The sequence below is a fragment of the Planococcus sp. RAB007_Raresut genome (genome assembly GCF_057369535.1).
The window spans coordinates 196451-209567 of the sequence record NZ_JBXYIF010000001.1 but is presented as its reverse complement, the minus strand read 5'-3'; the positions used below and the strand labels follow the sequence as shown (position 1 = coordinate 209567).

Here is a 13117-nt window from a genome sequence, read left to right as displayed (position 1 = left end):
GGTACTCACATAAAGAGTAAATACTTAAATCTTATTAAAAGACAGGAGTGGGCAAATGTTCGTAAAAAGTGCAATGATCAGAAAAGAAAAATGTTATACGGTTAAACCCGAGGATTCGGTTCAGGTTGGATTGGATCTGCTGGAGAAATTTTCAGTTGATGCCTTGCCGGTAGTAGAAGGCAATAAGTTTAAAGGCATTTTCACCTGGTACCATGCTTACAAAGCTTTCTTTAATGCAGGACAAAGCAAGGAAGAATACATAAGTTCAACTAAAATTAAAGATGTTTTGGTGAATGAAGATGTTTTCCTTAGCCTCGATGATGTTTATGAAAAAGCTTTGGTTGAGTTAAGTGATTTTCCGATCATAGCAGTTGTAAATGAAGGGGAATTTCTGGGGATTGTTACTCGCTTCGACCTGGTGAATCAGCTTCAAAGCGCATTCGGGATGAAAAAGTCCGGGTACCGCATCACATTTACATCTGTGGAATCTGAAGGCCGCATCGGCCGTTTGGGAGAGCTGATCGAGAAATTCAAAGAATCGGTCATTTCCCTTGTGACATTTGATGAAACCGATAAAGTTGTTCGAAGAATTGTTTTGAAAATCCGTAAAAAAGACAATGTTGATAAATTTGTCAAAGAACTTGAAAAATCCGGGTTCCGTGTACTGGATATTTCAGAAGATTAATAGGAAAATAAAAGGGGCGTAAGCAGAAATTGCTTATGCCCCTTTATTGATTGGAGGGGTGGTGCACTTGAAATATTTTTTCCGCACGGGGCTTGCAGCTGCTGCACTGCTCTTATACATGTACAGAAACGCGAATAGAATCCATAAAAAAAGACATACTATTAAATTGGAAACAAAAAAAGGGTTCCGGCCTTTCCGCCTGCTTTTCATTGCAGACACCCACCGGAAAAAACTGCCGGAAAATTTCATCACGAATCCGGTGGACGTGATCATCATTGGAGGAGATCTTACTGAACGGGGTGTGCCAATGAAGAGGACGGCGGACAATCTGCGTATTTTAACTGAGGCTGCACCGGTATTTTTTATTTGGGGCAATAATGATGAAGAAGTAGGGGAGCGTAATCTCCGTAAATTGCTGGCTCATTTCCATGTGACTGTACTTGATAATGAATCAGTGGAATTATTCAATAACCCAAATTTGAAGTTGGTGGGAGTTGATTTTTTCAGTGACAGAGAAGAAAAGCTGGAAAAAGCTTTTAATGGCGTGCATCACGATGATACAGTTCTTTTTGTGTCACATACACCGGCTGTTTTCAAATACTTGCGATCTGATGAAGATCCCGGATTTATGATGGCTGGGCATACGCATGGAGGCCAAATCAGATTGGGCAGATTTGGACTTTATAAAAAAGGTTCACTCAAAAAAAACGGTGGCCGGTATCAACTTGTCACCAACGGATACGGAACCACGTCCCTTCCATTGCGTTTGGGGGCGGAGGCGCAATACCACGTTTTAGAGTTTTTGCCTGTTTCAAAAAGTAGCCCACAGTGAGTGGCAGCGAACTGATTAATCTTTTATGCTTAATAATATAGAACAGAAATGCATCAGGCAGGAGTTGGCTATAATGGAAAAAACAGATGTTGTTATTATCGGCGGCGGCCCATGTGGTTTGTCAGCTGCAATCGAAGTGAAAAAAGCAGGACTACAGTCGATAGTTATTGAAAAAGGGAATGTCGTCAACGCTATTTATCGGTATCCAACCCATCAGACCTTTTTCAGTTCCAGTGAGCGGTTGTCTATAGGTGGCATTCCATTTATTACGGAAGAAAGAAAGCCGAGAAGGAACCAGGCTCTGGTATATTATCGCAGCGTGGTATCAATGACAGGCATTGATGTAAGACCATACGAAACAGCTCTGTCAGTCGAAAAAGATGAAGATTTCATCATTACTACCACAAAAGGTGTTTATCGATCAAAATATCTGGTCGCCGCTACAGGTTACTATGATCAGCCGAACGCACTTGAAGTTGAGGGTGCAGAACTTCCGAAAGTGATGCATTATTTCAAAGAAGGACATCCTTATTTCAACCAGGATGTTCTAGTGATCGGCGGAAAAAATTCAGCGGTTGACGCAGCATTGGAATTGCATAAAGCAGGCAGCCATGTCACCGTTTCATACCACGGAACCAGCTATTCGAAAAGCATCAAGCCGTGGATACTTCCTGAATTCGACGGGTTGGTCCGTAAAGGGGAAATCCGCATGCTATTCGATTCGATGGTCGATCGGATTACAGATGATTCTGTTGAACTTACCGTCGATGACAGAAAAGAATTCATCAAAAATGATTTCGTTTTTGCTATGATCGGTTATCATCCAAACCATGAATTTCTAAAAAGCATGGGCATTGCGATCGATCCAGCGACGGGACGCCCCGAATTTGATGAAGAGTCCATGGAAACTGGAGTGGACGGTTTATTTATTGCGGGAGTGATCGCGGCAGGAAATAATGCCAATGAAATTTTTATTGAAAATGGCCGATTCCATGGTGAACAGATTGCAGCGGCAATACTTGCCAAAGAAAGGCTAAAATGAGTGCAGTAAATAATATTCTGAATGATAACGACATAGAATGCAGAAAGAGCATCGGAAGGGGTTTCGCTTTATGAAAAAAAAAGTATCACTGATAACAACAGGAGGCACAATCGCATCCAGGGAGATCTCGAAAGGGTTGCTGAAATCCGGGGCCATATCCGGCCAGGAGCTGGCGGAGTTATGCCAGCTGCCAATAGATATAGAAGTAAAAGTAATTGATATATTTCAATTGCCAAGCATGCATATAGGTTTCGAACAAATGCTGAAAATCCAACAAGCGGTGGAAAAGGAATTTCAGGATGAATCCGTGAACGGAGTTGTGGTAACACACGGTACAGACACATTGGAAGAAACTGCTTTTTTCCTGGATTTAACAATTAAAGACAGCCGTCCAGTTGTAGTAACTGGCTCTCAGCGTGCTCCGGAAGAAGTTGGGACAGATGTTTATTCGAATTTGCGTAATTCAATAAACGCTGCAGTGGATAAGACGCTTCATGACGTCGGAACTGTAGTGGTCTTCAATGAACGCATCTATTCCGCTAAATATGTGAAAAAAGTGCATTCCAGCAATCTGCAAGGATTTGATTCTTTTGGACATGGTTATTTGGGAATCATCGATAACGATAAAGTGAGAGTTTATCAGAAGCCCATTTATCGCGAAATACATAATGTAATCAATAGTATTCCACGGGTGGACATCGTGAAATGCCATTCAGGTCAAGATGGTTACATCATCGATATGCTCGTCAAAGGCGGCTCGAAAGGCATTGTTCTGGAAGCGGCTGGACGTGGGCAGGTTTCTCCATTGATGGTGGAATCGATCAGCCAGGCAGTGGAGCAGGGCGTGTTTTTAGTGCTGACGACAAGTGCAGAGGAAGGCAATGTTTATCCTTCTTACGGTTATCCAGGAAGTGCACATGACCTGTTGTCAAAAGGCGTTTTTCTGGGAAGTGATTATGACAGTAAAAAAGCCCGTATCAAACTGGCTGTGGCATTGTCCGCTGCCGGCAAGATTGATAAGCAAACATTTGCCATTTAATTGGATGTTTTTAAGAAACCGGCTAAAAATTCTTAATATATCGTGATATACTGAAAGTACTATGAGCAAAGGAGCATCACGATGATAATATTACTTACTGTAGCGATAGCTCCTAGCCTGGCACTTTTCAGTTATTTTTATTTGCGTGATCAGTTTTCACAGGAGCCGTCCAAATTATTGTTTCAAAGCTTCATTTATGGAGCGGTACTGACATTTCCAATCCTTTTTTTACAATATGTATTTAAAGAAGAACAGGTTTTCAGTAATATTTTGGCGACCAATATTCTTTTTCCCAGTTTAATAGAAGAATTTTTTAAATGGCTCGTTTTGCTGATTGCCATTTTCAGGCACGTTGATTTTGAAGATCCATATGACGGAATTTGGTATGGAGCGAGTGTTTCACTTGGGTTCGCGACTGTCGAAAATATAATCTATCTATTGGAATTTGGTACCGATATCGCGTTCATAAGGGCGCTGCTGCCGGTTTCCAGCCACGCATTGTTCGGTGTGGTCATGGGGTATTATTACGGAAAAGCCAAATTTTCACACGATGGAGTACAGCACAAGTGGCTGTTCCTGGCGCTGTTCGTACCTTTCATGCTTCATCTTCTATATAATGCCAGCTTATCATTTAATAACAATTTATTAGCGGGGGCAGTTCCGTTTATGCTGTTCCTGTGGTGGTTCGGCCTCAGAAAAGTGAAACAGGCCCATTTATTGTCGTTGTCCCATTACCACCAGCAAAATTCGAAAATGCCTTGAATTAAATATTATTGGTATACAGCCCGGGGTCTTCGGGCTTTTTTCTTTGCATTTGCATTCCAGCGCTTGTCGGAACTGAACGGGACAAAAGCCAGCCCTGTGCTCCTGCATCGCTGCGCTGCTTCGTCGCAAAAGATGGTCCAAAAAATTCGGGCCATCTTTCGCTGTCGCTTTTCTTTGTCTAGACTTCAGCGACCAGATTCTCGGATCATAAGCCACTCTGGCTGTGCGGCTGAAAACACGCCGCTTCGCCAGATCGTCTTATGCCTTTCGAATCTACATGGTCGCTTCCGCTTTTCTTGTGTTAAAATAACTTGAATACATACGATGAGGTGACTTTTTTGACAAAATCAATTCAAATAGCGCTCGATGGTCCTGCAGCTGCGGGCAAGAGCACAATCGCAAAAATAGTAGCTGAAAAATTGGGCTATGTTTATATCGATACAGGCGCAATGTACCGGGCAATTACTTTAAAAGCCATAAGAGAAGGCATTAATCTGGAAGATGGGGAAGAGGCGGGGCGTTTGCTTGCCGACACTCAGATAGATTTGCAGCCTTCGGAAGAGGGGCAATTGGTCTTTTTGGACGGGAAAAATGTGACAGAAGATATCCGGTCACAAAACGTTACGAATTCTGTTTCTCAGATGGCAGCTCATGAATCCGTTCGGAAACAAATGGTTAAGCTTCAGCAGATTCTGGCTTCCGGCAGAGGTGTTGTAATGGATGGGCGCGATATTGGCACACAAGTTTTGCCCAATGCCGAACTGAAAGTGTTCATGTCTGCAACTGTAGAAGAACGCGCGCGTCGCCGTTATGAGGAAAATAAAAAAAGAGGGATTGATACGCCTCTTGATGACCTGCAAAAAGAAATTGCGGCAAGGGACAAGATGGACAGTGAACGGGAAGTTTCACCGCTTCGCCAGGCACAAGATGCTTTGTATCTTGATACAACGAATTTAACGATTGTCGATGCTGCAACCGAAATATTAAAATTAGCGGAAGAAAGGTTGAACTGATGTGAATCTATATACATTCGGCAAAGCATTGGTCAAGACGGCTTTAACCCCACTTTACCGGTTTGAAGTGACTGGAACGGAGAAATTTCCTGAACAGGGTGGCATTTTACTGTGCTCCAACCATATACATGCACTGGATCCTCCGGTTGTCGGAATGACTTCGCCTCGCACAGTGCATTTCATGGCGAAGGAAGAATTATTTAAAGTGCCGGTTCTTGGACGTATTCTTCCACAGGTCAACGCATTTCCTGTAAAACGCGGAATGAGTGACAGAGAAGCGCTGAGAAGTGCGTTGAGAATTTTGAAGAATGGAGATGTAGTGGGTTTGTTTCCTGAAGGGACGCGTTCCACTGACGGTGTTTTGAAAAAAGGGCTGAGCGGCGCAGGGTTTTTCGCTTTAAGAGGCAATGCCGATGTTATGCCATGTGCTATTATAGGACCGTACAAACCATTCCGGAAAGTGAAAGTCGTCTATGGTGAGCCTGTTTTGATGGCGCCATATCGTGAACGGAAAGCATCTGCAGAAGAAGTAACGGCGGTCATCATGGAGAGTATCCAAAAACTTCTGGACGAAAACTCGGAAAAATAAGGGATAATTTTTGTTTTTATTAGAGAATTCGAATAAAATAGAAGTTGGATAGTTTGTGAAGGAGGGCTACTTATGTCTGAGGAAATGAACATGATGGAAAACAGTGAGTTCCAAACTGGAGATCACGTCAAAGGTACAGTTGCTAAAATCGAAGAGAAAGCAGTAACAGTTACAATCGAAGGTGCTCCTTTTGATGGGGTTATTCCAATCAGTGAGTTATCGAGCCTCCATATTGAAAAAGCATCAGATTCAGTTCAAGTTGGAGATATACTTGATCTGGTGATTACAAAAGTGGAAGACGAAAACTTTGTTTTATCCAAACGAAAAGTGGATGCCGAACAAGCATGGGATAAATTAGAAGAAAAATTCAATTCCGGTGAAATCATCGAGGCGGAAGTGAAAGATGTGGTCAAAGGCGGCCTTGTAGTCGACCTTGGTGTCCGCGGATTTGTTCCGGCTTCGCTTGTTGAAGATTATTTTGTGGAATCATTCGAAGATTATAAAGGCAAAGTAATGACTTTTAAAATAGTTGAAATGGAAAAAGAAAATAATCGTCTGATTCTTTCTCACCGCGCCGTGGTTGAGAAAGAAAAAGAATCACAGAAAGTGGAAGTCATGGATAACATCCACCCTGGTGATGTCATTGAAGGAAAAGTACAGCGAATCGCCTCTTTCGGCGCATTTGTAGATATCGGTGGAGTAGATGGACTTGTCCATATCTCTCAACTTTCCCATGAACATATCGACCAGGTGTCGGATGCAGTGACTGAAGGACAGGAAGTGAAAGTTAAAGTTCTTTCAGTAGACCGTGACGCTGAACGTATTTCCCTCTCCATCAAAGATACTTTGCCTGGGCCTTGGGATTCCATTGAAGAGAAAGCACCTAAGGGATCTGTTCATACCGGAAAAGTGAAACGCCTTGTCAGTTATGGTGCGTTTGTAGAAGTTCTGCCTGGAGTAGAAGGCCTGGTGCATATTTCACAGATCGCCCATAAACACATTGCAACACCTAACGAAGTGATCAGCGAAGGTGAAGAAGTTCAAGTGAAAGTTCTTGATGTGAATAAAGAAGATAAACGCCTGTCATTAAGCATCAAAGAACTTCAGGAAAAAGAAGGCGAGCAGGATTTTTCTGACTACGATATGCCTGAAGAATCCAGCGGCTTCTCCATCAGTGATGTCATCGGCGATAAATTGAAAGGGTTCAAATCCGAGTAAATGTCTAGAGCGCAGCGCAAGATGGACCATATTAATTATGCTTTGACTACTGGTCAGGGTTCGGGAACAATGTTTGATGATGTCCGTTTTGTTCATCAGGCATTGCCGGGTCTTGCTGTAGATGATATCGATTTGCGTCCAAAAACAGGTGATTTGAATCTAAAATCACCTGTTTTTATTAATGCTATGACAGGCGGGGGCGGAGATCATACCGAAAAACTGAACGCAATGCTTGCCAGAGCCGCTAAAGAAACCGGCATGGCTATGGCTGTGGGATCACAGATGTCGGCCATCAAAGATCCTGCGGAAAGAGCATCGTTCAAAGTGGTTCGAAAAGAAAATCCGACAGGCATCATCTTTTCGAATCTCGGCAGTGAAGCAAGTCTTGAACAGGCTAGAGAAGCAGTTGAAATAATTGAAGCAGATGCACTGCAAATTCATTTGAATGTTGTACAGGAGCTGACGATGCCAGAAGGCGACCGTGATTTCAAAGGAGCTTTGGAGAGAATTCAGCTTATTTCTGAATCTCTCCAAGTGCCAGTGATTGTTAAAGAAACAGGATTCGGAATTTCATATGAAACGGCTTTGAAACTGGCCGGCACTAAAGTGGCGGCTATTGATGTCAGTGGCTTTGGCGGCACGAATTTCGCGAAAATTGAAAATGAGCGCCGCGCGAAAAAGCTGGAATATTTTCAGGACTGGGGTATTCCGACAGCCGCAGCCATTGTTGAAGTCAAGAAGGCTTTCAATGGCACCGTATTGGCTTCGGGTGGCATTAAAAGCGCGCAGGATATGATAAAGGCATTTGTGCTTGGAGCAGATGCAGCCGGCCTCGCGGGATCTTTTCTGAAAGTGGCCGTTGATGAAGGCGAGTCTAAACTGATTGAAACCGTCTTTGAACTTCATGAAGATCTGGCAATGATGATGACTGCCCTAGGAGCAGGAACAATCAGGGATCTGCAGAAGTGTCCGACTGTTATTTCTGGAAATCTGGCGAATTATCTGCTTGCTCGGGGCTTCGATCCTGCTGCTTTATCGCATTCGGTGAAAAACTGAATATTGCACCATTGGAGAGGATGGACATTTACAAGATGCCGTCCTCTTTTTCGTGTATAATAGGTATATTAGAAGTGGAAGGATGAAATTATTATGTCAAAACCGGTAGTAGCAATAGTCGGCCGGCCGAACGTAGGTAAGTCTACGATTTTTAATCGTATAGTAGGAGAGCGTGTTTCCATCGTGGAAGATATTCCAGGAGTGACGCGTGACCGTATTTACAGTTCTGCAGATTGGCTGACACATGAATTCAATATAATCGACACAGGCGGCATCGATCTAAGAGACGAACCGTTTCTGGAACAAATTCGGCAGCAGGCAGAGATTGCCATGGATGAAGCCGATGTCATCATTTTTCTTGTCAACGGCAGGGACGGGGTAACCGTTCAGGACGAGCAAGTTGCTAAAATTCTTTTCCGTGCAAAAAAACCTGTCATTTTGGCAGTCAATAAAATCGATAATCCTGACATGAAATCGATGATTTACGATTTCTACACATTAGGCATGGGTGAGCCTTTCGCTATCTCTGGATCTCATGGACTTGGTCTTGGGGATCTGTTGGATGAAGTCGCCAAGAATTTCCCGAAAGAAGATGAAGGGGAATATCCTGATGATGTTATTAAGTTTTCATTAATCGGACGTCCGAATGTGGGTAAATCATCTCTGGTCAATTCTTTCCTTGGGGAAGAGCGTGTAATTGTCAGTGAAGTGGCGGGTACAACGCGGGATGCAGTGGATACTCAGTATGAGTATGAAGACCAGCCGTATGTAATCATTGATACTGCAGGTATGCGCAAAAAAGGTAAAGTGTATGAGACCACTGAAAAATACAGTGTGCTGCGTGCTTTACGTGCCATTGAACGTTCAGATGTTGTTCTGGTGGTTTTGAATGCTGAAGAAGGTATTCAGGAACAGGACAAGAAGATTGCGGGATATGCCCATGAAGCGGGTAAAGCTGTAATCATAGTTGTGAACAAATGGGATGCAATCGAAAAAGACGAAAAAACGATGAATGTCATGACACGGAAAATCCGGGAACATTTCCTGTTCCTTGATTATGCGCCGATCATGTTCGTTTCCGCTATAAGCGGAAAACGTGTGCACAGCATTCTTGAGACCATCAATAAAGTGAATGAAAACCATTCGCGCCGCATTCAGTCCAGTATTCTTAACGAAGTTATTGCTGACGCAGTGGCGATGAATCCGGCACCATCGGATAAAGGCCAAAGATTGCGTTTGTATTATGTGACGCAAGTGGCAGTCCAGCCGCCTACATTTGTCGTTTTTGTCAATGAGCCGGAATTGATGCATTTCAGTTATATTAGATTTTTACAGAACAGGATACGGGAAAGTTTCGATTTTGAAGGCACACCCCTCCGTCTTATTACCCGTGCCCGCACTTAATAAGATAAAGGTGGTTGTTTAGATATGGAAAAAATTACCGTTTACGGAGCCGGTAGCTGGGGAACAGCTTTAAGCTATGTACTCGCGCAAAATGGCCATGATATATTGCTTTGGTCTCACCGAACCGAACAGGCGGATGAAATAAACCGTCATAGCAATGAAAGATATTTGAAAGGCATAAAGCTTCCTGAAAGCCTCAAAGCTACCAGCGACATGGAAGAAGCTGTGAAGCATGCAGATGTCCACGTACTCGCAGTTCCGACTAAAGCGATGCGTGAAGTGTCTGCGGATATCGCAGGCCTCATTGAGAAGCCTTCACTTTTCGTACATGTTTCCAAAGGAATCGAACCTGATACCCTGAAACGTGTCAGCGAGCTTATCCGTGAAGAAATCCCTGGAAAATGGATAGAGGATCTTGTTGTATTATCGGGACCAAGCCATGCAGAAGAAGTAGTCCTCGAACATCCTACAACAGTGACAGCAGCTTGTGAAAACACTCAATCCGCTGAACGGGTGCAGGACATGTTCATGAATCATTATTTCCGTGTTTATACAAATAACGATGTAATTGGTGTCGAAGTCGGGGGTGCGTTGAAGAATATCATCGCATTGGCGGTTGGCATCACAGATGGCCTTGGATTGGGCGACAATGCTAAAGCGGCTATAATGACACGCGGACTTGCTGAAATAGCGCGTCTGGGTGTTAAAATGGGCGCTACACCATTGACGTTCTCCGGCTTGACTGGTGTGGGCGACCTGATCGTCACCTGTACAAGCCAGCACTCAAGAAACTGGCGCGCAGGCAATATGCTTGGAAAAGGCAAATCACTCGATGAAGTCCTGGAAGAAATGGGAATGGTAGTCGAAGGGATTCGTACAACAAAAGCTGCGCATCAAATGGCGAAAGCGTTTGAAGTGCCTATGCCGATTACAGAAGCACTATACAGTGTCCTGTTCGAGAATGTGCCAACCGATGAAGCGGTCGGACATTTGATGGGCAGAATGAAGAAAAATGAAATGGAAGATCTTATCGACTTGCTTTAGGCAATTACTTGAGGAAGCGGCGCAAATGCGCTGCTTCTTTTTTTTTTACTATGTCTTGTCCGTACTTGATTAAGAGGCTGTAAATTGTCCTGTCGTTGTCAAATTCTCTGCGGGCAACAGGGGCCATCTTATGCTATACTATGGACTGAAACTGAACGAGAGGCGGCTGTTTTATGAGTTCTTTGGATAAAATGTGGGTATCATTTGCTGGTATTGCTTTTTTAATTATCTCCATGGGAATGATTTACTTAAGCAGATACAAACTAAACAATGGCATCATTAAATTTATTTTTGCCCTAGTTGCATATATACTGCTGATACTTGGATTCTTCATTATGGTTTTCACAGTATTCAGCGGACCAACCGGCGGCGCATGAGGTGAAAAATATGAAAAAAACATTGCTTTTTCTGTTCTTGATTTCCACTGCATTGCTTTTAAGTGCATGTATGTTCCCGGAAAGTGAACGGGCAGAAAATCAAATTCCGTACGAAGATCAATTGATTTCAGTGCAGAACGCAGTGAACCAATACCAGAATGCAAGCGGCGGGTTACTGCCGATTAAAACACGCGATATGGAAGTGGATCAATTCATCAAATACCCGGTCGATTTCAGTAAAATCGTTCCGGATTATATGGCGGAAATTCCTACAAATGCATTTGAAACTGGCGGGATATTTCAGTATGTGCTGATGGACGTAGAAGATAATCCGACCGTGAAATTAGTTGATTTGCGCATCGCTGAAACCATACGGGCTGTCAACGTCAGAAAGAGCGCGAACGGGGGCCAGGCTCCAATAGCAGAAACCATCGCGGATAATGTATATAAATTTAATTATGATGCCATGGGTTTTAACGAAGAACCGACAGTAGTCAGTCCTTACAGTGGCAGAAATCTTCCGCTTGTAGTTACCGGGCGAGGGGTAGTTCATGTAGATTATTCCATGGATCTGTTTACGGCGCTGCAGGATTATGAAGGAGAATTGGAACAGGGGCAGGATATACGTTTTCTTTTATATGAAGATAACGCAGTATTGCCCGCATATTCACTTCCGTACACCATCGATGAGAACAGAGAGCCAATTTTTCTGAATGAATAAAGAATGTTGTTTTAACGAGGTTTTTGATAGAAAACCATTCTTTTTAGAATATTTTGTCAGTATTTAGGCTGAAACTGCTGAAACCGCGGTATTAGTGGTTGCTATGCGTTTTTCGATGTGATACTCTTTTTACAGGATTGATGGTAAACATCCCCTTTGAGAGGAGGTGAATAGCATGAACAAGACAGAATTAGTGAACTCTGTTGCTGAAGCAGCTGAGCTTTCTCGTAAGGATGCTGCTAAAGCAGTTGACGCTGCTTTTGAAGCAATTCAAGGCGCATTAACTAAAGGTGATAAAGTACAGTTGATCGGTTTCGGTAACTTTGAGGTACGCGAACGCGCTGCCCGTAAAGGACGCAACCCACAAACTGGTGCTGAAATCGAAATCGCTGCTAGCAAAGTCCCAGCATTTAAGCCAGGTAAAGCGCTTAAAGACGCGGTGAAATAAGCTACAGTGCTGTACATAGAATGGCTCCGCCGGAATTTGTATTCCGCCGGAGCCATTCTTTTCTCATTGAGCGCTAATTTTGCGAAACCCCTGCTATTATGCTAAGATTCTTATGCTAAGATTCTTATGCTAAGATTGATAAGGTTGCAGTTACAAATTTTCCTGAACCCTATCCTGGATACCAAAAAAGATCTTATTCATTTTACATTTATCCATCAAATTATTAATCATAGATGAAGAAAAATACATACCAATTGATGTATACGAATTCGTCTTTTACAGGAGGAACCATTGTGACCGATACGGAATTGCAGAATGTAGACCTTGAAAAAATTGAAAAGGCTGTTTCGATGATTTTGGAAGCGGTAGGAGAAGATGTCTCCCGCGAAGGTCTGCATGATACACCAAAGCGCGTGGCAAAAATGTACGCAGAAGTCTTTTCAGGCCTTAAGGAAGATCCAAAGGAATACTTTAAGACTGTATTTCATGAAGGGCACGAAGAACTGGTTCTGGTAAAAGATATCCCATTTTATTCGATGTGCGAACACCATTTAGTGCCGTTCTTTGGAAAGGCTCATATTGCCTATATCCCACGGGATGGGGTTGTCACCGGATTAAGTAAATTGGCTCGCGCAGTGGAAACTGTGGCAAAACGGCCACAGCTCCAAGAGCGCATTACATCCACAATTGCTGATTCAATGATGGAAACTCTTAATCCACATGGTGTATTCGTCATGATTGAAGCGGAACATATGTGCATGACGATGCGGGGCATCAAAAAACCAGGGGCCACAACTGTAACGGCAGTGGCTCGAGGTATACTTGAGACGGACCCTATCAAGCGTTCAGAAGTGATTACTTATATCACCAAAAACTAAAATTCT

Annotated in this window: 15 protein-coding genes; all 15 read left to right on the top strand. The window is 43.2% G+C overall.

Annotated features, from left to right (window positions below):
* Nucleotides 1–55 precede the first annotated feature (55 nt).
* The 15 genes from AC2Q9J_RS01035 (at nucleotide 56) to folE (ending at nucleotide 13111) form a co-directional block, all read left to right on the top strand.
* A complete protein-coding gene (locus AC2Q9J_RS01035) occupies nucleotides 56–685 on the top strand; it encodes a CBS domain-containing protein (RefSeq protein WP_499036555.1) in 630 nt (209 codons plus the stop codon).
* 166 nt (nucleotides 686–851) lie between these two features.
* Nucleotides 852–1517, top strand: a complete 666-nt coding sequence (locus tag AC2Q9J_RS01030) for a metallophosphoesterase (RefSeq protein ID WP_499036553.1) — start codon at nucleotides 852–854, stop codon at nucleotides 1515–1517.
* Between the two features lie 73 nt (nucleotides 1518–1590).
* Entirely contained in the window at nucleotides 1591–2559 is a 969-nt protein-coding gene (locus tag AC2Q9J_RS01025) for a YpdA family putative bacillithiol disulfide reductase (RefSeq protein ID WP_499036551.1), read from the top strand.
* Nucleotides 2560–2629: 70 nt separating this feature from the next.
* The gene (locus AC2Q9J_RS01020) at nucleotides 2630–3598 is read left to right on the top strand and encodes an asparaginase (RefSeq protein ID WP_499036549.1); all 969 of its coding nucleotides are present in this window, start codon (nucleotides 2630–2632) and stop codon (nucleotides 3596–3598) included.
* Nucleotides 3599–3679: 81 nt separating this feature from the next.
* On the top strand, nucleotides 3680–4360 hold the full coding sequence (gene prsW, locus AC2Q9J_RS01015; protein WP_499036547.1) for a glutamic-type intramembrane protease PrsW: 681 nt from the start codon (nucleotides 3680–3682) through the stop codon (nucleotides 4358–4360).
* A 341-nt stretch (nucleotides 4361–4701) separates the two neighbouring features.
* Nucleotides 4702–5376 (top strand): (d)CMP kinase, encoded by a 675-nt coding sequence (gene cmk, locus AC2Q9J_RS01010; RefSeq protein ID WP_499036545.1) that lies wholly within the window; start codon nucleotides 4702–4704, stop codon nucleotides 5374–5376.
* A gap of 1 nt (nucleotide 5377) precedes the next feature.
* Nucleotides 5378–5965, top strand: a complete 588-nt coding sequence (locus AC2Q9J_RS01005; protein ID WP_499036543.1) for a lysophospholipid acyltransferase family protein — start codon at nucleotides 5378–5380, stop codon at nucleotides 5963–5965.
* A 72-nt stretch (nucleotides 5966–6037) separates the two neighbouring features.
* On the top strand, nucleotides 6038–7183 hold the full coding sequence (rpsA, locus tag AC2Q9J_RS01000) for a 30S ribosomal protein S1 (protein ID WP_499036541.1): 1146 nt from the start codon (nucleotides 6038–6040) through the stop codon (nucleotides 7181–7183).
* A 21-nt stretch (nucleotides 7184–7204) separates the two neighbouring features.
* Entirely contained in the window at nucleotides 7205–8239 is a 1035-nt protein-coding gene (fni, locus tag AC2Q9J_RS00995) for a type 2 isopentenyl-diphosphate Delta-isomerase (RefSeq protein ID WP_499036539.1), read from the top strand.
* A 93-nt stretch (nucleotides 8240–8332) separates the two neighbouring features.
* Nucleotides 8333–9643 carry a ribosome biogenesis GTPase Der gene (der, locus tag AC2Q9J_RS00990; RefSeq protein ID WP_499036537.1) on the top strand — a complete coding sequence of 437 codons (1311 nt, stop codon included), beginning with the start codon at nucleotides 8333–8335 and terminating at the stop codon, nucleotides 9641–9643.
* A 24-nt stretch (nucleotides 9644–9667) separates the two neighbouring features.
* Nucleotides 9668–10687, top strand: coding sequence for an NAD(P)H-dependent glycerol-3-phosphate dehydrogenase (locus AC2Q9J_RS00985; protein ID WP_499036535.1), 1020 nt, complete (start codon nucleotides 9668–9670; stop codon nucleotides 10685–10687).
* 173 nt (nucleotides 10688–10860) lie between these two features.
* On the top strand, nucleotides 10861–11064 hold the full coding sequence (locus AC2Q9J_RS00980) for a DUF2768 domain-containing protein (RefSeq protein WP_084245496.1): 204 nt from the start codon (nucleotides 10861–10863) through the stop codon (nucleotides 11062–11064).
* A gap of 10 nt (nucleotides 11065–11074) precedes the next feature.
* Nucleotides 11075–11785, top strand: a complete 711-nt coding sequence (locus AC2Q9J_RS00975) for a YphF family lipoprotein (RefSeq protein ID WP_499036533.1) — start codon at nucleotides 11075–11077, stop codon at nucleotides 11783–11785.
* 175 nt (nucleotides 11786–11960) lie between these two features.
* Nucleotides 11961–12233 (top strand): non-specific DNA-binding protein Hbs, encoded by a 273-nt coding sequence (locus AC2Q9J_RS00970; protein WP_033544143.1) that lies wholly within the window; start codon nucleotides 11961–11963, stop codon nucleotides 12231–12233.
* 308 nt (nucleotides 12234–12541) lie between these two features.
* Nucleotides 12542–13111: a GTP cyclohydrolase I FolE gene (gene folE, locus AC2Q9J_RS00965; protein ID WP_499037320.1), complete on the top strand. Its 570-nt coding sequence runs from the start codon at nucleotides 12542–12544 to the stop codon at nucleotides 13109–13111.
* Nucleotides 13112–13117 lie beyond the last annotated feature (6 nt).